We start from the raw sequence: 19962 nt of genomic DNA, 5'->3' as shown, positions 1-19962 counted from the left end.
TAAAAGGCTCGCCGGCTGTGTCGCGCGGGCCTTTTCTTTGTTGTGCCGATTGCAGGTTGCAACGTCTTGACGCGGCGAGGTTGTCGCATAAGCTTAGCCGTCATCACTGGAGCATTCCCATGCCGCAATCCCTGCTTCTCGGCGCCTTTCTGGCGGCGCTTTTCTATGTGCTCATTCCCGGCCCGGCCTTCCTGCAGCTTCTCGGCATTGGCGCCGGGCAGGGGCGTAGGGCGGGCGCCTTCTTCATGATGGGTCATCTCGTCGGCGATCTTATCTGGTCGGGACTGGCGCTGGTCGCAATCGTCGGGGCGAAGACCATAGGCACTTTCGTGTTCGACCTGCTTGGGCTCGCCTGCGGTTTCTATCTGGCCTGGATCGGCTGGAGCGCCATCAATGCCAAGCCGAAAGCGGAGGGGCAGGCATTGATGGTGGTGGAGCGGCCTTTCCGACGTGGGCTGATCTTCGGCGTCACCAATCCGAAGGGCTATCCAGTGGCGCTCGCCACGTTCACGGCATTAGTTGCGGGCTCTGCGAACGCGCTCGATTTCCAGGCGCTGCCGATGTTGCTTAGTGTTTCCTTCGTGGGCTTCATCACCGCGGATATCATCCTGATCGGCATCATCGGCGCCGGCGTTGTGCGCCGCTTCTACCGCGCGCATGAACGTTTGATCGTCCGTTGCTCGGGCGTGCTCTTCATGGGTTTTGCCGTGCAGGCGCTGTGGCACGCAACGCCTGGTCTGCTCGGCTGGCGGAAGGCCTGATCAGGCCTCACTGCCCAGGAAACCAACGACCGAATTCAGCGTCTGAACCTCGTTCGGATCGCCGATCGACATGGCGATCTGAAGCTGGCTGCGATAGTAGTCGAGGAAGTTGAAGCTCGTGCCGTCGGTGACGTTGGATAGATCGATGACATTGCCGAGCGGATCGATCGCGTGCATCGGCAGTGGTTCGGATATCGCGGCAAACGTATTCTGATCGATCAGGCCGTTATCGAAGCTCTGGCGCGCATAGCTGCGCAATTCACCCGGGCTGACGGCCGTAAAATCGAGCGCCTGCCCTTTGTCAGAATCTTCGATCTGGAACGAACCTTGGGCGACAGCCGGCTTGGGCTCGATTGTAATATCAGCGGTCTTCGAACTTTTTGCGTTATTATTGGGATTGTTTTTGAATAGCAAACTCTGAGAAGACCGCAGGGAAAAAATTTCCATGCGCATGTCCTCTTACATGAAGATTAAGAGAAACTAGCGTCTCGGCCCGATTCGCGTCAATCGTTAACGATTGGTTAATTTTCATGTATCAATTCTTGCCCTCAAGATTTAGCCGGACGGGCAAAAGTCCAAGTTACCCACATATCAATTCTGTGATGGCCTTCCTATATTATCGATCCACTTGCCGGCATAAAGGACTTTCATATGTCTTCTCCCATTCAATTCAATCAGGCACTTGTCAACTGGAATGGCCTTCATGGCCTGCCGCGTTTCGATGCGGTCGCCGATGGCGATTTCGAGGCCGCCTTCGAGGCTGCTCTCGCCTCGCACGAAAGAGAGATCGACGAGATCGCCGGTAACAGACAGGAACCGACCTTCGACAATACGGTCATAGCGCTCGAAATCGCCGGCGATGAGCTGTCGCGCGTTTCCGCTCTTTTCTGGAACCGCGCCGGTGCCCATACCAACGACGTCATTCAGGCACTGGAACGCGATATTTCGCCGAAGATGTCACGGCATTATTCGAAGATTGGCATGAATGCCGACCTCTTCAAGCGCATCGATGCGCTCTGGGAAAAACGTGAGAGCCTTGGCCTGACGCTGGAACAGACGCGGGTGCTGGAACGGCATTGGAAAGGCTTCGTCAAATCCGGTGCCAAGCTGCCTAAGGCGGAGCAGGAGAAGCTTGCCGCGATCAATGAAAAACTCGCCGGCCTCAGCACAGGGTTCGGGCAGAACGTCCTAGCCGACGAGAAGAGCTGGTCACTGATTCTCTCCAGTGAAGACGAACTCGCCGGCATTCCCGATTTCCTGCGCGATGCGATGGCAGTTGCTGCCCGCGAGCGCGGCGAGGACGGCAAGTATGCCGTAACGCTGTCGCGCTCGATCATCGAGCCATTTCTGACTTTTTCGGAGCGGCGCGATCTTCGCGAGCAGGCCTTCAAAGCTTGGGTGGCGCGCGGTGAAAATGCCGGCGCGACTGACAACAGGAGCATCATTCGCGAGACGCTTGCGCTTCGTGATGAGGTGGCGAAACTCCTTGGATACGGCAATTTTGCGGAATTGAAGCTCGACAACACGATGGCAAAGACGCCAGAGGCCGTGAACGATCTGCTGCGTGCCGTCTGGGCAAGGGCCGTGAAGCGTGCCCATGAGGAGGAAGCCGATATTGCCGGTTTGATCGCTGCCGAGGGTAAGAACCATGAGGTTATGCCTTGGGACTGGCGGCACTATGCGGAAAAGATTCGGGCGCAGCGGTTCAATTTCTCGGAAGCGGAATTGAAGCCCTACCTGCAGCTCGAAAAAATCATCGACGCCTGCTTCGATGTTGCCGGTCGGCTGTTCGGCATTCGCGCCGTGGAGAAGAAGGGCATTGCTGCCTACCATCCCGATGTGCGCGTCTTCGAAATCCGCGACCGCGACGACAAGCTGGTCGCCCTCTTTCTCGGCGACTATTTCGCCCGCGGCTCGAAGCGTTCGGGCGCCTGGATGAGTTCCTTTCAGTCGCAGCACAAGCTGATGCTGAAGAACGGTCATCACGGCGAGCTGCCGATCATCTACAATGTCTGTAACTTCGCAAAGCCTGCCGAAGGCAAGCCGGCTCTGCTTTCGCTCGATGATGCGCGCACCCTGTTCCACGAGTTTGGCCACGCGCTGCACGGTATGTTGTCCAATGTCACCTATCCCTCGGTCGCCGGCACAGCCGTGTCGCGTGATTTCGTGGAATTGCCCTCGCAGCTCTACGAGCACTGGCTGACGGTTCCTGCGATCCTTAGGGAATATGCCGTGCATTTCGAAACCGGGGAGCCGATGCCGCAGGCATTGCTCGATAAGGTTCTAGCAGCCCGCACCTTCAATTCCGGCTTCAACACCGTGGAGTTCACATCTTCCGCGCTGGTCGACATGGCCTTCCACACACGCGACGGCGTGGATGATCCAATGGCCGTGCAGGCTGAGGTGCTCTCGGAGATCGGCATGCCTAAATCGATTGTCATGCGTCATGCCACGCCGCACTTTCAGCATATTTTCTCCGGCGGCTATTCGGCTGGCTACTATTCCTACATGTGGTCTGAAGTGCTCGATGCCGATGCCTTCGCCGCCTTCGAAGAGACGGGCGATGCCTTTAATGGCGAAATGGCCAGGAAGCTTCGCGAGAACATCTACTCCACCGGTGGTTCCGTCGATCCGGAAGAGGCTTACAAGGCTTTCCGCGGCAAGCTGCCGAGCCCGGACGCGATGCTCGTCAAGAAGGGGCTTGCGACCTTCGAGGAATTGACAGGTAGCGACGCATAAGACAGTTTGATGACATGGAGCAAAGCGGTATGGTGACAACCATGCCGCAGCTTTCGCGTGCCACCCCCTTTCGCAATCGCGAAAAAAGCGGTATGAGCGCGCCAAACATAAATGGCGCGTCCACTAAGCGTAGCGCCCCAGCCTCAGAGATTATGACAAATGGCACTTCGCAACATCGCGATCATCGCGCACGTTGACCATGGCAAAACGACCCTTGTCGACGAGCTCCTGAAACAGTCCGGCTCGTTCCGTGAGAACCAGCGCGTTGCAGAACGCGTGATGGACTCGAACGATCTTGAAAAGGAACGCGGTATCACCATTCTCGCCAAGGCGACCTCGGTGGAATGGAAAGGTGTCCGTATCAACATCGTCGACACCCCCGGCCACGCAGACTTCGGCGGTGAGGTCGAGCGCATTCTCTCGATGGTGGATGGCGCGATCGTTCTGGTCGATTCCTCCGAAGGCCCGATGCCGCAGACGAAGTTCGTCGTCTCCAAGGCGCTGAAGGTCGGCCTTCGTCCGATCGTCGCGATCAACAAGATCGACCGTCCCGATGGTCGCCATGAAGAAGTTATCAACGAAGTCTTCGACCTCTTCGCAAATCTCGATGCGACCGACGAACAGCTCGACTTCCCGATCATGTACGGTTCGGGCCGCGACGGCTGGATGAACGTCAACCCGGAAGGCCCGAAGGATGAGGGGCTTGCGCCGCTTCTCGACCTGGTGCTGAAGCATGTTCCGGAGCCGACTGTCGAAGAAGGCCCGTTCCGCATGATCGGCACCATCCTCGAAGCCAACCCCTTCCTCGGCCGTATCATCACCGGCCGCATTGCATCGGGCTCGATCAAGCCGAACCAGGCCGTCAAGGTTCTCGGTCAGGACGGCAAGCTGATCGAAACCGGCCGAATTTCCAAGATCCTCGCGTTCCGCGGCATCGAGCGCACGGCGATCGAAGAAGCCCATGCGGGCGACATCGTCGCGATCGCTGGCCTTTCCAAGGGTACTGTCGCCGATACGTTCTGCGATCCGTCCGTCTCGGAAGCGATGAAGGCGCAGCCGATCGACCCGCCAACGGTTACCATGTCGTTCATCGTCAACGACAGCCCGCTGGCGGGCACCGAAGGCGACAAGGTGACGAGCCGCGTCATCCGCGACCGTCTCTTCAAGGAAGCCGAAGGCAACGTCGCCCTGAAGATTGAAGAAGCCGAAGGCAAGGATTCGTTCTACGTTTCCGGCCGCGGCGAACTTCAGCTCGCCGTTCTCATCGAAACCATGCGTCGTGAAGGCTTCGAGCTTGCCGTGTCACGTCCGCGCGTCGTGATGCACAAGGACGAAAGCGGCCAGCTCCTGGAGCCGATCGAAGAAGTCGTCATCGACGTCGACGAGGAACATTCCGGTGTCGTCGTCCAGAAGATGTCCGAGCGCAAGGCCGAAATGGCTGAGCTGCGTCCGTCGGGCGGCAACCGTCTTCGCCTGCGTTTCTACGCACCGACCCGTGGCCTGATCGGCTACCAGTCGGAACTGCTGACGGATACGCGCGGCACGGCGATCATGAACCGCCTGTTCCACGACTACCAGCCCTACAAGGGTGTGATCGGTGGCCGCGTCAATGGCGTGCTGCTCGCCAACGGATCCGGCGAAGCTGTCGCTTATGCGATGTTCAACCTGGAAGATCGTGGCCCGATGATCATCGAGCCGGGCGAAAAGGTTTATGCTGGCATGATTATCGGCATCCATTCACGCGACAACGATCTTGAAGTGAACGTCCTGAAGGGCAAGCAGCTCACCAACATCCGCGCCGCCGGCAAGGACGAAGCAGTGAAGCTGACGCCGCCGATCCGCATGACGCTTGATCGTGCACTCTCCTGGATCCAGGACGACGAGTTGATGGAAGTGACGCCGAAGAATATTCGTCTTCGCAAGATGTATCTCGACGCAAACGACCGCAAGCGGTTCGAAAAGTCGAAGGCGGCGCTCTAAGAGCCTCGAGCCATCCCTAAAACCCCGGCCGTTGCGCCGGGGTTTTTTATTGTGCGCCGCGTCGATTCCGGCTTGTGACAATCGTTAAAAAAGCGTTAAATTTTCTCTGTCGTCCACATATCAAGTCTGTGGGCAATCGATCACGATGCGGCTGTCGCATATGGTTAATTGCCTCCGGCAGGACCAGAGTAAGCGTTATGAAGACGTTGTCGATTGATGTCCGGCGGGCCGAACCGCATGATGCCCGAGCCATTTCGGAAGCCCATCGGCTTTCATGGCAGCATACTTATGCAGGCATCATTCCGCATCGCGCACTCACCCAGATGATCGAACGCCGCGGCGAAAATTGGTGGCGCAAGGCGACACGTGGCCCTGCCACGTTGCTTGTTCTCGATGTTGCGGGCACTGTCGCGGGCTATGCGACCCTCGGTCTCAATCGCGCCCGCGCGCTGCCGCAGGAAGGCGAAATCTACGAGCTCTACCTGCGTCCGGAATACCAGGGCATCGGCCTCGGTAAACTGCTTTTCGGCGAAGCCCGGCGACTTCTGAAATCCCTTGGTTGTAACGGCATGGTCGTCTGGTGCCTGGAAGAGAACGAGACGGCTGCCGGCTTTTATCGCGATCATGGCGGTATCGATTTCTGCGAAGGCATGGAAAATTTCGACCATAAGCAGATCAAAAAGATCGGCTTCATCTGGAACTGATTACGGCTTCGCAACCGACCCATTTCACACTGCAAATATTCGACTTTTGGATGTCCTTGCATATTAAGCATTGCTTGCGAGGCATGTTGCGTTGCGAGATGAAACCGATTAACTGGCTGCGACCAATTCAACCTCGCGGGAGTTTCTTATGCGCATCGATGCCGTTTCAATCGGTAATAATCCACCAGAAGACGTCAACGTTATCGTCGAGGTTCCGGTCGGCGGTCATCCGATCAAGTACGAAATGGACAAGGAAGCCGGCACGCTGGTTGTCGACCGTTTCCTCTACACGCCGATGACCTATCCGGGTAACTATGGCTTCGTACCGCATACGCTCTCGGAAGATGGCGACCCGATCGACGTCCTGATCGCCAGCACCCGCCCGCTGGTCCCGGGCTGTGTCATCAACGTCCGCCCGATCGGCGTTCTGAAGATGGAAGACAATTCCGGCAAGGACGAGAAGATCATTGCCGTTCCGTCGCCCAAGCTGACGCTGCGTTATGAGAAGGTCACGGACTACACCGACCTTCCGGAAATTACGCTGAAGCAGATCGAGCACTTCTTCGAGCACTACAAGGATCTGGAACCCGGCAAATGGGTGAAGATCTACGGCTGGGGCGATTCCAAGGAAGCCGGCGCGCTCATCCTCGAAGCGATCGAGCGCGCCAAGAAGGAAAAGGCCTGATCCTAGCTTTTATGCAATTCCGGACGCAGAATCGCTGCACACTTTTGCTGGAATTGCTTTAGCCGAAAAGCGTTTCAAGCTTTCTGATCAAATCCTCCGGGTCGCCATCGATCCGGAGGATTTTTTTACGCGATGTGTCGCCGGAGACGAGATCGACGGAGGATTTGGCGATGCCGAGCGATTTGGCGATGAGGGCGATGAGCACCTTGTTGGCTTTTCCCTTTTCCGGAACGGCGGTCACGCGCGCTTTTAGCAGCATTCCGCCCTCGCCATCGGGTTCGATACCGTCGATGGCATCCCGCCCGCCATTCGGCGTCAGCCGGACGGCTAGGCGGATATGATCGTCAAATTTCTTCCAGGGCGAGGTCAAGCGACGAGCGGATAGATCGTCGTCCAGAGGAAGGAACGCAGGAAGAAGATGATCAGCAAAAGGATGATCGGCGAGATGTCAATGCCGCCGAGATTGGGCAGCAGGCGACGGATCGGGCGCAGCAGGGGTTCAGTGACGTTATAGAGGAACGTTCCGACCTGATTGACGAACTGATTGCTGGAATTGATGACGTTGAATGCATAGAGCCAGGAGAAGATAGCGCTGGCAATCAGGATCCAAGTGTAAAGTTGCAAAGCCAAATCAATGGTTTGAAACAGCGCAATCATCGTCGTCTCCAATTCGTTGTTGACAGACATGTAGACATTGGCGACTAAACGAGCAAGTGCCGTGTGAAACCGCACGATGAATCATGTTTAACGGCCGCTTTTGCACGGCTTTGGCGCCGTTTCCTCGGAAAAGCTCTATGTCGCTTTCGCCCACCGGAGACCGTTTTGCCGCGTTCCGGCATCCGTCCTACACGCGCTTCTTTTTCGCGCGATTCCTGCTCTCGTTTTCGCAGCAGATCGTCAGCGTCGCGGTGGGCTGGCAGATGTATGATCAGACGGGGAGCGCCATTTATCTCGGCCTGATCGGGCTCGTGCAGTTCCTGCCGTCCCTCGTGCTCATCCTCGTCACCGGTTCGGTGGCCGATCGCCACAATCGCCGCGCCATTGCCTCGATCTGTTCACTCGTCGGTGCGCTCTGCACACTGGTTTTGCTCGGTATGACGGTTACGGGCACATTTTCGCCGATCCCGGTCTTCATCGTTCTACTGGTCTTCGGCATCGAGCGTGCCTTCATGGCGCCGGCGGTGCAGTCGCTTGCGCCGAACCTCGTACCGGAGAAGGATCTCTCCAATGCGATCGCCTGGAATTCGTCGTCCTGGCAGCTCGCGGCCATAACCGGTCCCGTGCTCGGCGGTCTGCTTTATGGGGTCAGCGCTTCGACGGCCTATTGGGTTGCCGTTATCTTCTCCGCGCTCGGTGCGATCCTGCTCTGCATGATTCCAAAGCCGCCGCAGAAGACGGCGGGAGAGGCCAAGAGCTGGGACATGATCCTCGGCGGCTTCCGTTATATCCGAGAAGAGAGGGTGGTGCTCGGCGCCATCTCGCTCGATCTCTTCGCCGTTCTCCTCGGCGGTGCCACGGCACTGATGCCGATCTTTGCCCGCGATATCCTGACGCTCGGGCCGTGGGGCCTCGGCTTGCTTCGCTCGGCGCCTGGCGTCGGCGCCATCATCATGGCAATTTTCCTTGCCGCTTATCCTCTTAAGCATAAGGCCGGGATGTACATGTTCATCGGCGTGGCCATCTTTGGTCTCGGTACGATTGTCTTCGGCTTGTCGACGAATACCGAAGTCTCCATTGCCGCGCTCGCCATCATGGGCGCTGCGGACATGATCTCCGTCTATGTTCGCGAAAGTCTGATCGCGCTCTGGACACCGGACCATCTGCGTGGCCGTGTCAACGCGGTCAATACGGTCTTCGTCGGCGCTTCCAACGAGCTCGGGGAATTCCGCGCGGGTACGATGGCTTCGGTTTTTGGCGCCGTCCCTGCCGTCATTATCGGTGGGATTGGCACGCTCGCCGTTGCTGCAATATGGGCAACCGGATTCCCGAAGCTGCGGAAGATCGATACGCTTGCCGCGCCTATGCGAGAAGTGGCGTAACGGCCGCCGTCTTGCCTTCGAAGACGATATCCAGGAAATCGTCGAGCCAGGCTCTGAGCGGCGCATCGAACAGCATGCGACCTTCAAGATGTTCGCGCCCCTGCTGTGCATTCGGCAGGATGAAGCGGTGGGCGCCGTGCACCACCCAGCGATGCATCATCACCCGTGTCAGCTCCGCGTGGAACTGCAGGCCCCAGGCGTTGCCATTGTAGCGGAAGGCCTGATTGGGATAAGCATCGCCGGATGCCAACAGCTCGGCACCATGCGGCAGTTCAAATCCTTCCCGGTGGAAGTGATAGACCATTTTCGGCCAGTGCATCAGCAGCCGACCCCTTTCGGTCGTATGCAGCGGATACCAGCCGATCTCGGTGGACCCGTCACAATTGGCAGTGACCTTGCTGCCGAGCTGGCGCGCCAGCATCTGTGCACCAAGGCAGATGCCGAGATAGGGGCGGTTTTCCTTGAGCGGTATCTCCAGCCAGTCGATCTCCGCTTTCACGAACTCATCGGGATCGTTGGCGCTCATCGGGCCGCCGAAAACCACTGCACCGGCATGATCATCAAGCGTGGAGGGCAACTTATCGCCGAGTACCGGGCGTCGGATATCGAGATCATAGCCTTTCTCGATGAGAAGCTGGCCGACACGACCAGGGCTGGAACGCTCCTGATGAAGAATGATGAGAATGGGGCGCTTATCGCGTCTCATAATTCTGTCAGTCGGCATCGTCCTGCACCACCTGTGCGTCTGTAACCCGCGCGGCCGCCTCCTGCCGCTTCTGAATACGCTCACGGGAAGAAACACCCAGGAGATCGGCGATCCGCCAGATCACATGGTCTTCCATCTCGCTGCGCTCGCCATCGGCATAGACGATATCCCAGAGAATGCCGATCAGCTCCAGCCGCTGTTCGGTATTGAGATGTCTCTTAAGATCGGACGTGAAGCGGAAATAATCAACCGCCGAGCTTTCGGCTTCACGCCCCGCGGCCATCAGCGCATCGAGCTGCTTACCATCAAGCGCGTACTGCTCCTTCAGGAGCTTGCGCAGTCGCTTCTTCTCGCTGTCCTTGATCTGGCCGTCGGCCTCCATGACCTGCATACAGAGCGCGGCGACCGCGATGCGCGGATCATCGGGGGCAAAGCCTGATTTCGGACGGTCGGCGGTCAGATGCTGGAAAAAGGCCTGAAAGCGTTCGAGCATGCGGTTTTTCGTTCCATTTCAGAAAAGACGGAGCCGTGTCTTCGGTTCCGGTTCCATTTTGGGGTCACGGACACCGGGATCATCCGGCAGGCCGCCAAAGAAGGGTTTTGGTTCGGGGGCAGGAGGCAACGGTCGGGAGGCAGACGGTTCGGCGGCTCTTGCCTGCGCGGGCGCAGGAGTTACCGGACGCACGGCTTCGGCAATCGTTGCGGCCCGCTCCAGCTCGATGATGCGGTGGTCATTGACCACGCTTTCCGGCCGGGTTTCGCGCAGCGGCGGCAAGGTCTTCAGCGCCGTTTCAAGGGGGGCGGTCGAACCCTCCTCGACCGGTCCTTCCAGCTGACCGAAAGGCGCCTTCCATTCGAAGGCGTCGAGACGGCCGGTCACCGGCGAGACGGGAAGCCATTTGTCAGAGACGAAGCCATCGGCAACCCAGGCCGGATCGCGCGGTGCCTTCAGCGCCTGTGCCAGCCAATGGCGCATACGGCCCTGATCGCCGGTTTCGGCTTCCTCGATATCCGCAAGCAGAAGGAAGGCTGCTTCGCGCGGTTCGATACGGGCGGCGGCTTCCGCCTTGGCGCGGGCCTTGGCAAATTCCTGCGCGTCGAGCGCCGCCTGAGCGACGATGAGGAGGGATTCCACATTATTCGGCCGCATACTCTCCAGCCGCTCGGCGCGCTTCAGCCGATCGAGCGTGGAGTCACCGCTGCGGGCGCGAACGTAGATGCGGCCGATCTCCGGATGCGGCCCGGCCTTCCATGTCTGTTCGAGAATGGAGGCTGCCTTGCGTATACCACCGTCACGGAAAAGCGCCTTGGCGGCAATAAGCGCGGCGGGGACGAATTCGGCCGACAGTTTCAGCGCCTGCTGGGCATCGTCGCGCGCGCCGACGGGGTCGCTTTCCAGCTTGTCATCGGCGCGGGCGGTCAGAAGTACGGCATGCAGGCGGTTGGCTTCGGCCTTTTCGACGACCTTGGCGGCCTTTTGCTGTTCCAGCAGCCGGATGGCGTCATCCCAGCGACCGGACTGGCTGCGATATTCGAGCGTCGCCTGTGCGGCCCAAGGCAGGTAGGGCGCATTGTCGGCGGCTTTTTCCGCGTATTGACGAGCCGCTTCGTTGGCGCCGAGGCGCTTGGCCTCCAGGTAAAGACCGCGCAGGCCGAGTTCGCGTGTTTCGGGGTCATTGGCCATCGCCTCGAACTTGGAGCGTGCCTCGTCATAGCGGCCTTCGATGAGAGCGGCCTGTGCTTCCAGAAGATTGATCAGCGGTTCCTGATCGGCGCGGATGAGACCGCGTGAGCGGGCCGCCATCTTGCGGGCGAGCAGTGAGTTTCCCGCGCCGGCAGCGATGAGGCCGGTCGACAGCGCCTGATAGCCGCGATCGCGCTTGCGGGCACGGAAATAACGCGTCACCGAATGCGGCGAGGTCCAGATCAGGCGGACGAACCACCACGCCGCCATGACGGCGGCAATCAATGCGATGATGGCGCTTGCCGCAACGATCAGCTTGGTCTGGTAGATCTGACCCTCCCAGATCAGCGACAGATCGCCGGGGCGGTCGGCAAGCCAGGAGAAACCATAAGCAAGAACGAGGACGAGGAGCGCGAAGATAACCAGGCGGACCATACTCATCCTTCCTTGCCGGTGCCGGAAACGGCTTTGGAGAGAGCTCCGCCAACGAGATCTTCAACGCGGATGCGGGCTTCGAGCGACTGTTTGAAGGCGGCGGAAGCCTGTTTTGCCGTTGCGGGCAGGCTGTTCCATTCGGTGGCTGCACCGGGCAGATCGCCGTTTTTCACCTTGTCCTCCATGCGTGCGGCGATCGCTTCGACACTTTCGCCTTCGACATTGCCGACGGGACGGACCGACACCAGCGATTTGGCGCTCGACATCAGCCGGTCCGACCAGCTCTGGTTGGGATCAGGCTGGTTAACGGATTCGACGATGGCGGTGGCGACATCGGGAACCTGACGGATCAGTTCGGCGCGCGAGGGTACGCCGGTTTCGGCAAAGTTGCGCAGATCGGTCGCGGCCGGATCATCTGGCGCCACGCCGGCAAACGTATCGAGTTCGGCGATGAAGGGGCCGCCTCGGTCGATCGCGGCCTTGAGAGCCGCGGCGGCGATGGCGCGAGCAACGGCGACATCCTCGCGCGGTTCGTTCAGCTTCTTTTCGGCTTCGGCGAGGCGGCTGGAAATGTCGGCGCCGTTTGAGGCCTGCTGCTCGGTAGTCTGCGCCAGGCTCGTCTTCAGCTGATCGATCTCAGCTGTCAAATCTGCAATCTTCTGGTTGAGCGCTTCGGCATCGGCCGAGCCGGTCGATGTGCCGGGTGCCGGCGCCGGAGGGGCCGCTTCGAGAGCAGCGACGCGCTTTTCGAGCGCACTGCTATCGGCAGCCGGTGGTGGGTTGGCGGCAAGGCTCGCGACCGATTGTTTGAGGCCTTCGATCTCGCCGGAGAGATCCGCCAATTCGCCAGAGTTCGTCTGATGGGTCGAGGAGCTCGGCAAATAGCCAGCATACTGGATCGCGCCAGCGCCAAGCAGGGCGACGAGGCCGCCGAAGATGCCAGCGGCGATAAGACTCGAAGTGCCCGCACCCTTCTGAGGTGCTGGCCGCACAGCTTCGCTCGGGGGAGGCTCTTTGGCCGGCGGTTCTTCCTGTGCTCCTGCTGCTCGCTCGCTCTCATGTTCCGAAAGCGGCTCACCTCTGGCTTCCGCAGCCGCTACGGCTTCGATCACTGGCGCATCACCGGCTGCTTCCGCTGACGTTTCGGCAGGTTTTTCGGGGTCGTTCGCCGAGGCGAAGTCTTGCGCGTCCAAGTCGATCGTGACCGGTTCGTCGGAGCTCTTCGAGTGGCGTGGCGGATTTCCCGATACCATGAGGTCCTCATTATCCTGCATTGCAACGAAACTAGACAGGGATGACAATTAAGGGAAGAGGTTAGATCAAAATTGGGCGGCTAAAGCCTTCAAAGCAGCGACAAAAGGCTTTTTTCATCCGGCATTGGCGAAATCTCCAGGGCTCTCTTCAAGACCGATGGAACAGCTTCCGCAACAGTGTTGCTGAGACAAATGAGACGGATTTTCGGCAGCTGCAGAAAAAGGGACTCTACCTGCGGGATATGAAAGAAATTGCCAGCGGTCTGGCGGGAGTAAAAAAGAACCGCATCCGGAGCATTCTCTGTCAGGAGCGTCGTGACAGCTTCCGGGTTGGGTGCGGCGGGCTCCATCCGGTAACATTCGGCAATCGAGACGTTGTGCCCGAGCTCCGCCAGTCGCGTCTCGAAGGTCCCTGCGCGCGGATTGCCGGCGAGATAGAGAAGCTCTCCGGCGTTACTTGCAGCGATCTGTTCGGCAAGCTCACGGCCGCTGCCTGATGATGCGGTGACAGAACGGAAACCCAGCTTCCGTGCCTCGTCGGCTGTCGTTTCGCCAACGGCAAAAAGGCTGCGCGAAAGGTGAGGTGAAAGTGCCTCGCCCAAAGCCTGCAAGGTGCGCACCGCTTCGGCGCTCGTTATGGCAATTGACCCGGTTGATGTTTCCAGAGCCAGCCGAGCAGCTACCATGTCGTGGAGGGGATGGGCGAGCGGCAGCAGCAACGGCTCATGACCCAGCTCACGCAAACGTTGAGCGGTTCGCTCACCCGAATGTGCGGGACGGGTGACGAGTACGCGCATGCGGACTAGCTCCAGTCCTCGAAGAAGTTGCTGCCAGCCCTTGCGCGGACGTCCTGTCCGGCGCGGGTGCCGAGTGCCGCTGCATCGCGGCGATGGCCGTCGATGGTGATCGCATGGTGGTGGCGGCCGTCAGGCGTGATGATGAGGCCTGAGAACCGTATCTGATCACCTTCGCAGACGGCATAGCCGCCGATCGGTGTCCGGCAGGAGCCGTCGAGGGCGCCAAGGAAGGCACGCTCGCAGGAGACCGTGTCGAAGGTCGGCGAATCGTTGATCGGCGCCAGCAGATCGTCGATCCTGTTGTCGCCAATGCGGCTTTCAAGACAGATCGCCCCTTGCGCCGGTGCGGGCGGAAAATTGTCGGGGTCGAGGATATCGGTAATGACGTCGACCTTGCCGAGACGCTTGAGGCCGGCGAGCGCCAGAAGCGTCGCGTCGACCTGGCCTTCCTGCAGCTTGCGCAGGCGCGTTTCCACGAGACCGCGGAAGGTGATGACGTTGATATCCGGCCGCATGCGGCGGATGAGCGCCTGACGGCGAAGCGAGGACGAGCCGACGCTTGCGCCATGTGGCAGGTCGATCAGCTTCGGCGCGGTACGGCCGACGACCGCGTCGCGGATATCTTCGCGCGGCAGGTAGGCGGAGAGATAGAGACCTTCCGGTAGAATCGTCGGCATGTCCTTGCTGGAATGCACGGCGAAATCGAGATCGCCGGCGATGAGCTGCTGCTCCAGCTCTTCGGTGAAAAGTCCCTTGCCGCCGATCTCGGCCAGCGAACGGTCGGTGATACGATCGCCCTTGGTCGTCAACACGACGATTTCGAACATCTCCTCCGGCAGGTTATGGGCTGCCATCAGCCGGTCGCGGGCTTCGCGCGCCTGTGCGAGCGCCAGCGGGCTGCCGCGCGTGCCAATCCGGAAAGGTTTTGTTTGCATCCGCTTTGATCCGTTGTTACCGGAGTTCTCGTAAACAGGTTTAAACCCTATCGCAATCAACGAACAGGTTTCATGGCTCCCTTTCTGCGCATCCTCGGTATCGAGACAAGCTGTGACGAGACCGCTGCTGCCGTCGTCGAGCGCGATGCGGAAGGTCGCTCCAACGTACTGTCGGATGTCGTTCTTTCCCAGCTGGACGAGCATAGCGCCTATGGTGGCGTGGTGCCGGAGATTGCAGCGCGCGCCCATGTCGAAGCTCTGGATGAGCTGATCGACGAGGCTTTGAAGCGCGCCAATCTGTCGCTCTCGGATGTCGACGCGATTGCCGCAACGTCTGGCCCCGGCCTGATCGGCGGGCTGCTGGTCGGTCTGATGACCGGCAAGGCGATCGCCAAGGCGGCCGGCAAGCCGCTTTATGCCGTCAACCATCTGGAAGGCCACGCGCTGACGGCGCGGCTGACGGACGGACTTTCCTTCCCTTATCTGATGCTGCTCGTCTCCGGCGGTCACACGCAGCTCATCCTGGTGCGTGGCATCGGCGAGTACGAGCGCTGGGGCACGACAATCGACGATGCGTTGGGCGAAGCCTTCGACAAGACGGCAAAGCTGCTCGGCCTTCCCTATCCAGGGGGACCGGCGGTGGAGCGAATGGCGAAGTGCGGCAATGCCGATCGGTTCAAATTCCCGCGACCGCTGGTGGGCGAGGCGCGGCTCGATTTTTCGTTCTCCGGCCTTAAAACGGCCGTGCGGCAGGCGGCAATTGGGATTGCGCCACTGACGGATCAGGATGTCGCCGATATCTGTGCCTCCTTCCAAAAAGCGATTTCCCGTACGATGAAGGATCGTGTCGGCCGCGGTCTGCATCGGTTCAAGGCGGAGTTTGCCGACCTCGCCGAAAAGCCGGCGCTGGTGGTGGCTGGTGGCGTCGCCGCCAATCTGGAAATCCGCAGCACGCTGCAGATGCTCTGCGATAAGAACGGCTTCCGCTTTATCGCGCCGCCGCTTCGGCTTTGCACCGACAATGCCGTGATGATCGCCTGGGCCGGGCTGGAACGTATGGCGAAGGGTGTTGCGCCTGACGATCTCGACGTGCAGCCGCGTTCGCGCTGGCCGCTCGATTCCAACGCAGCGACCAAGCTTGGCTCCGGAAAGCGGGGAGCCAAGGCATGAGCGAGCGCATCGCGGTCGTCGGATCGGGAGCTTTCGGCACGGCGCTCGCGGCCGTCATCGCGCTCACAGGGCGCAACTCGGTTATCCTCGTTGGCCGCAATCCGTCGCTGATCGAAGATCTCAAGGCGGAGCGGCTGCATGATGCCGTTCTGCCTGGCATTGCGCTGCCGGAAACACTGGAATTTTCTGCCGAAGCCGACGTGATCGGCAATGCGAATATCGTACTCTTTGCCGTGCCCTCGCAGGCGCAGGCAGATGCGGCGCGGAGCTATGGTCCTTATCTGGCTAAGGATGCTATCGTCGTCACCTGTGCGAAGGGTATCGAGCGGACAACCGGCGCGCTGCTGACCGATATGCTGGAGCGGGAACTGCCGGATCATCCGGTAGCCGTGCTCTCCGGTCCGGGCTTTGCCGCCGATATCGCCAAGGGTTTACCGACGGCCATGGCGATTGCCGCTGCCGACATGCAGGTTGCCGAACGACTGGCGCAGGCGATTTCGAGCCGCACCTTCCGGCTTTATGCCTCGGTAGACCGCATCGGCGTGCAGCTTGGCGGCGCATTGAAGAATGTGCTGGCGATTGCCTGTGGCATCGTCGAAGGCGCTGGCATCGGCGATTCGGCGCGTGCGGCGCTGATTGCCCGCGGGCTTGCCGAGATGTCGCGCTTCATCGTCGCGAAGGGCGGCCATGCCGACACGGCGCGGGGGCTTTCCGGCCTCGGCGATCTGGTGCTGACGGCAACCAGCCATCAGTCGCGCAACCTGCGTTTCGGCATTGCGCTAGGGCGCGGCGAAAAGGTCGATCCGTCCCGTGGCGAGTTGGTGGAAGGGGCTTTCGCCGCGGCTGTCGCCTCGCGGCTTGCCAGGGAGCTTGGCGTGGAGATGCCGATCACCGATGCGGTTTCAGCGATCATCGAAGGCAAACTTGCCATATCCGAAGCCATCGAACAATTGATGACACGTCCAATTACGACCGAATAGGAGACAGACATGCTTTTCGCCCTCCTCTGCAAGGACAAGCCCGGCCATCTCGACGTGCGCATGGAAACGCGCCCAACCCATCTCGATTACCTCAACAAGCTGAATGCCGAAGGCAAGCTTGCCATGGCTGGTCCATTCCTCGATGCCGAAGGCAAGCCGAATGGCAGTCTAGTCATCGTTCATGCAGAAACGCTGGAAGAGGCCAACGCACTCGGCGCTGCCGACCCTTATGCACTGGCTGGTCTCTTCGAAAACGTCGAAGTGAAGCCCTTCAACTGGGTCTTCAACAAGCCGGAGGCTTAAGGGGATGGCGCACTGGCTTTATAAATCCGAGCCTGCAGCATGGTCCTGGGAGCAGCAGAAGGCCGCCGGCGAGAAGGGCACCGAATGGACCGGCGTGCGCAACTACCTTGCGCGCAACAACATGCGGGCCATGCAGATCGGCGACGAGGGTTTCTTCTACCATTCCAATGACGGGTTGGAGATTGTCGGTATCGTCGAGGTCTGCGCGCTGTCGCATCCGGATTCGACGGCGAAGGGCGATGACCGCTGGGATTGCGTCGATATCCGCGCCGTCATGGATGTGCCGAAGCCGGTGACGCTGAAGGATATCAAGGCAAACGAAAAGCTGTCCAAGATGTCGCTGGTCACCTCGATGCGGCTTTCCGTGCAGCCGGTGACGGATGACGAATGGGCCGAGGTCTGCCGCATGGGCGGTTTTGCCAACCCGCCGCGCTGAGCAGCTTTGAGAAGCTGAGCAGCTTTGAAAACCGAACCGGAAACCTTCGTCCGCGCCAATACCAGCCTGCTTGCGCCGCCGCATGTGCCGGAGATACGGCTGCATCTGGCGAGCGAAGCCCATGACCTCTGGCTGAAGACGGAAGAGGAGCTTGAGGCGATCGGCCTGCCGCCGCCGTTCTGGGCATTCGCCTGGGCGGGCGGGCAGGGGTTGGCGCGTTATGTTCTCGATCGTCCCGAAACCGTCAAAGGAAAGTGCGTCCTCGATTTCGCGAGCGGTTCGGGACTGGTAGGAATTGCCGCACGCAAGGCTGGCGCTGCCAAAGTGATGGCCGCCGATATCGATCCGTGGTCGCAGACGGTGGTGCGGCTGAATGCGGCCGTCAATTCCGTCTCGCTGGATTTCACCGGAGCCGATCTCATCGGACAGAATGTCGATGCGGATGTGGTTCTTGCCGGCGACGTTTTCTATGACAAATCCTTCGCCGGTGCGCTGGTGCCTTGGTTCGTGACGCTCGCTGCCGAGGGCAAGGATGTGCTGGTCGGCGATCCCGGACGGGCCTATCTTCCAAAGGACAGGCTGGAATTCTGCGCCGTCTACGAAGTGCCCGTCACCCGGGCGCTTGAAGACAGCGAGGTCAAGAAGACGACTGTCTGGCGGTTCAGGCCTTAAAGCGTATCGCGATCTGTCAGATTCGCCTGATACGCTTTAAGCTCTTGTTTTAGCATGTCGTTGTCGCAAAACCGCTGCACACTTTTGCGCGACCTGCTCTAGGGTCGGATGACGCAGACATTGGCCTCATAAGAGCAGGGATCATCGGCGATGCCGACATCGATGACCTTGGCCTTCGGGGCAAGGTTACTTTCCGGCGCAGCCAGACGATAGTACCCGTCGCCGCCGACATAGGTTCCGCCATCGGTCTGATAGGCATAGGATGATCCGGCGTAGAGGCCGCTGCTCCCGTAATTCGGATCATAGCTCTGGGGCTGGGCTGCAATGACAACGATGTTACTGCGGCCGTAGCGGCTTGTCCCCGGGTAGCTGAACTGCTTCAAAAACGGGGTAAGGGGGCGATAGCGGATGACGTTGTCGCGTCTGAAGTGCAGGCCACTGTCCCAGTGGGTGCGCCTGCCGAGGAAGACGCCTTCATTAAAACCGTTATGGCGCGGAAAGCGATGATCGAAGTTGCGTTCTCCGGCCGTGGCGGGAAGCGCTGCAAGCACCGCGACAAGGACCAGGGTGGCCTTGGACAGACTGCGAAACATGGACCAAACTCCGAAACGCTAACAAATCGTTAACGCCAGATTGCGCCAAAAGGCTGATCTTGTCCACGCCGGCATGCGGTCAGCTCAAAAATTGAGCGAAAGAGACGAGTTTTGCAGTGTTGAAAACTTCCCGGTAACGCGAATCGATTAAATTAAAAGCAGGCAGCAATTATGCTTGTCGTCAGGGGTTTCGGTGATTAAACGTCGAGATTGATGCAACGCACACAGAATTTTGTCATTCGTGTGGTTGACTCAGAAAAGCCCCTGACATCAAGGGCAAAGAGAAGACGCCGCGAGGTTCTGATGGCGAATGTAACAAACCGGCCCCTGTCGCCGCATCTGCAAATTTACAAGCCGATCCCCACCATGGTCATGTCGATCGTTCACCGCATTACCGGTGGCGCTCTCTATTTCGGCACGCTGCTGATTGCCTGGTGGCTGATCGCGGCCGCCACCGGCCTGGCCTATTATGACTGGGCCAACTGGGTGCTTGGCAGCATCATCGGCAAACTCGTCCTGCTCGGTTACACCTGGGCACTCCTTCACCACATGCTCGGCGGCTTCCGCCACTTCATGTGGGACCTCGGCTACGGCTTCGAGAAGGAATTCTCGACCAGGCTCGCCATCGCCAATATCATCGGATCGCTCTGTCTGACCGTGCTGGTCTGGGTGATCGGCTTCATCATTCGCTTCTGAAGGTCGCACTCATGGATATGCGCACTCCTCTGGGCAAGGTTCGCGGCCTCGGTTCCGCCAAGGACGGCACCGATCACTTCTGGCGTCAGCGCCTGACGGCCGTCGCCAACGTGCCCCTCATCATCTTTTTCGTCATCTTCATGATCGTCTATGCCGGTGCGCCTTATGCCGACGTGGTTCGCGCCCTCTCGAACCCGTTCGTTGCAGTCGTTATGGGCCTGATGGTCGTTTCCGGCGCGATCCACATGAAGCTCGGCATGCAGGTCATCATCGAAGACTATGTTCACGGGGAGATCGGCAAGCTGCTGCTCCTGATGCTGAACACCTTCTTCGCGGTTCTGATTGCCGGCCTCAGTCTCTTCGCCATTCTGAAAATCGCATTCGTAGGATAACC

23 protein-coding genes are annotated in these 19962 nt (G+C 59.6%); 13 read left to right on the top strand and 10 right to left on the bottom strand.

The window, feature by feature from the left end:
* Positions 1-119 precede the first annotated feature (119 nt).
* Positions 120-761: a LysE family translocator gene (locus tag ACK9YZ_RS19555; RefSeq protein ID WP_416064877.1), complete on the top strand. Its 642-nt coding sequence runs from the start codon at positions 120-122 to the stop codon at positions 759-761.
* Here ACK9YZ_RS19555 and ACK9YZ_RS19550 read toward each other — a convergent pair whose 3' ends face one another.
* Positions 762-1208, bottom strand: coding sequence for a hypothetical protein (locus ACK9YZ_RS19550; protein WP_216756199.1), 447 nt, complete (start codon positions 1206-1208; stop codon positions 762-764).
* Between the two features lie 204 nt (positions 1209-1412).
* Here ACK9YZ_RS19550 and ACK9YZ_RS19545 point away from each other — a divergent pair, with 204 nt between their 5' ends.
* The 4 genes from ACK9YZ_RS19545 to ppa all read left to right on the top strand — a co-directional run bounded on the left by ACK9YZ_RS19545 (position 1413) and on the right by ppa (position 6869).
* Complete coding sequence (locus tag ACK9YZ_RS19545) at positions 1413-3500, top strand: M3 family metallopeptidase (protein WP_416064876.1); 2088 nt, start codon at positions 1413-1415, stop codon at positions 3498-3500.
* Between the two features lie 159 nt (positions 3501-3659).
* Complete coding sequence (gene typA, locus ACK9YZ_RS19540) at positions 3660-5480, top strand: translational GTPase TypA (RefSeq protein WP_216756197.1); 1821 nt, start codon at positions 3660-3662, stop codon at positions 5478-5480.
* Positions 5481-5677: 197 nt separating this feature from the next.
* Positions 5678-6184, top strand: a complete 507-nt coding sequence (locus ACK9YZ_RS19535; RefSeq protein ID WP_216756196.1) for a GNAT family N-acetyltransferase — start codon at positions 5678-5680, stop codon at positions 6182-6184.
* A 148-nt stretch (positions 6185-6332) separates the two neighbouring features.
* Entirely contained in the window at positions 6333-6869 is a 537-nt protein-coding gene (gene ppa, locus ACK9YZ_RS19530; RefSeq protein WP_183734387.1) for an inorganic diphosphatase, read from the top strand.
* A gap of 58 nt (positions 6870-6927) precedes the next feature.
* Here ppa and ACK9YZ_RS19525 read toward each other — a convergent pair whose 3' ends face one another.
* Both ACK9YZ_RS19525 and ACK9YZ_RS19520 read right to left on the bottom strand, forming a co-directional pair.
* Positions 6928-7239: a DUF167 domain-containing protein gene (locus ACK9YZ_RS19525; RefSeq protein ID WP_416064875.1), complete on the bottom strand. Its 312-nt coding sequence runs from the start codon at positions 7237-7239 to the stop codon at positions 6928-6930.
* Positions 7236-7526, bottom strand: a complete 291-nt coding sequence (locus ACK9YZ_RS19520) for a YggT family protein (protein WP_183734650.1) — start codon at positions 7524-7526, stop codon at positions 7236-7238. Before ACK9YZ_RS19520 ends, ACK9YZ_RS19525 begins: the two co-directional genes overlap by 4 nt.
* A 137-nt stretch (positions 7527-7663) precedes the next feature.
* On the opposite strand from ACK9YZ_RS19520, the gene ACK9YZ_RS19515 reads away from it, so the two are divergent.
* Positions 7664-8908 (top strand): MFS transporter, encoded by a 1245-nt coding sequence (locus ACK9YZ_RS19515; protein ID WP_216756193.1) that lies wholly within the window; start codon positions 7664-7666, stop codon positions 8906-8908.
* Here the strand turns inward: ACK9YZ_RS19515 and ACK9YZ_RS19510 are convergent.
* The 6 genes from ACK9YZ_RS19510 to hemC all read right to left on the bottom strand — a co-directional run bounded on the left by ACK9YZ_RS19510 (position 8889) and on the right by hemC (position 14718).
* Positions 8889-9632: a glutamine amidotransferase gene (locus ACK9YZ_RS19510; protein WP_216756192.1), complete on the bottom strand. Its 744-nt coding sequence runs from the start codon at positions 9630-9632 to the stop codon at positions 8889-8891. The genes ACK9YZ_RS19515 and ACK9YZ_RS19510 overlap by 20 nt on opposite strands.
* Entirely contained in the window at positions 9622-10107 is a 486-nt protein-coding gene (locus ACK9YZ_RS19505; RefSeq protein ID WP_216756191.1) for a TerB family tellurite resistance protein, read from the bottom strand. Before ACK9YZ_RS19505 ends, ACK9YZ_RS19510 begins: the two co-directional genes overlap by 11 nt.
* Before the next feature lie 18 nt (positions 10108-10125).
* Entirely contained in the window at positions 10126-11733 is a 1608-nt protein-coding gene (locus ACK9YZ_RS19500; protein ID WP_416064874.1) for a heme biosynthesis protein HemY, read from the bottom strand.
* 2 nt (positions 11734-11735) lie between these two features.
* Entirely contained in the window at positions 11736-13007 is a 1272-nt protein-coding gene (locus ACK9YZ_RS19495; RefSeq protein ID WP_416064873.1) for a COG4223 family protein, read from the bottom strand.
* A gap of 68 nt (positions 13008-13075) precedes the next feature.
* Positions 13076-13783, bottom strand: a complete 708-nt coding sequence (locus ACK9YZ_RS19490) for a uroporphyrinogen-III synthase (protein WP_216756188.1) — start codon at positions 13781-13783, stop codon at positions 13076-13078.
* A 5-nt stretch (positions 13784-13788) separates the two neighbouring features.
* Positions 13789-14718, bottom strand: a complete 930-nt coding sequence (hemC, locus tag ACK9YZ_RS19485; protein ID WP_416064872.1) for a hydroxymethylbilane synthase — start codon at positions 14716-14718, stop codon at positions 13789-13791.
* A 72-nt stretch (positions 14719-14790) separates the two neighbouring features.
* Between hemC and tsaD the strand changes: the two genes are divergently transcribed.
* From tsaD to ACK9YZ_RS19460, 5 genes are read left to right on the top strand one after another with little or no spacing between them, the layout of a single operon-like run.
* Positions 14791-15888 (top strand): tRNA (adenosine(37)-N6)-threonylcarbamoyltransferase complex transferase subunit TsaD, encoded by a 1098-nt coding sequence (gene tsaD / locus ACK9YZ_RS19480; RefSeq protein WP_216756186.1) that lies wholly within the window; start codon positions 14791-14793, stop codon positions 15886-15888.
* Positions 15885-16868 carry an NAD(P)H-dependent glycerol-3-phosphate dehydrogenase gene (locus ACK9YZ_RS19475; protein WP_416064871.1) on the top strand — a complete coding sequence of 328 codons (984 nt, stop codon included), beginning with the start codon at positions 15885-15887 and terminating at the stop codon, positions 16866-16868. The genes tsaD and ACK9YZ_RS19475 overlap by 4 nt, the downstream gene beginning before the upstream one ends.
* A gap of 9 nt (positions 16869-16877) precedes the next feature.
* Complete coding sequence (locus ACK9YZ_RS19470) at positions 16878-17171, top strand: YciI-like protein (protein ID WP_416064870.1); 294 nt, start codon at positions 16878-16880, stop codon at positions 17169-17171.
* Positions 17172-17175: 4 nt separating this feature from the next.
* Positions 17176-17607, top strand: a complete 432-nt coding sequence (locus tag ACK9YZ_RS19465) for an EVE domain-containing protein (RefSeq protein ID WP_416064869.1) — start codon at positions 17176-17178, stop codon at positions 17605-17607.
* Between the two features lie 24 nt (positions 17608-17631).
* Complete coding sequence (locus ACK9YZ_RS19460) at positions 17632-18279, top strand: class I SAM-dependent methyltransferase (RefSeq protein ID WP_216756182.1); 648 nt, start codon at positions 17632-17634, stop codon at positions 18277-18279.
* A gap of 98 nt (positions 18280-18377) precedes the next feature.
* On the opposite strand, the gene ACK9YZ_RS19455 is transcribed toward ACK9YZ_RS19460, so the two are convergent.
* Positions 18378-18872, bottom strand: coding sequence for a hypothetical protein (locus tag ACK9YZ_RS19455; protein ID WP_416064868.1), 495 nt, complete (start codon positions 18870-18872; stop codon positions 18378-18380).
* Positions 18873-19175: 303 nt separating this feature from the next.
* On the opposite strand from ACK9YZ_RS19455, the gene sdhC reads away from it, so the two are divergent.
* Both sdhC and sdhD read left to right on the top strand, forming a co-directional pair.
* On the top strand, positions 19176-19568 hold the full coding sequence (sdhC, locus tag ACK9YZ_RS19450; RefSeq protein ID WP_216756180.1) for a succinate dehydrogenase, cytochrome b556 subunit: 393 nt from the start codon (positions 19176-19178) through the stop codon (positions 19566-19568).
* 11 nt (positions 19569-19579) lie between these two features.
* Positions 19580-19960 carry a succinate dehydrogenase, hydrophobic membrane anchor protein gene (gene sdhD, locus ACK9YZ_RS19445; RefSeq protein ID WP_216756179.1) on the top strand — a complete coding sequence of 127 codons (381 nt, stop codon included), beginning with the start codon at positions 19580-19582 and terminating at the stop codon, positions 19958-19960.
* The last annotated feature ends 2 nt before the right edge of the window (positions 19961-19962 follow it).

The organism is Rhizobium sp. ZK1 (assembly GCF_047782645.1).
Taxonomy (GTDB): domain Bacteria; phylum Pseudomonadota; class Alphaproteobacteria; order Rhizobiales; family Rhizobiaceae; genus Rhizobium.
The sequence above is the reverse complement of the archived record's forward strand: the minus strand, read 5'-3'. Positions and strand labels throughout refer to the sequence as shown.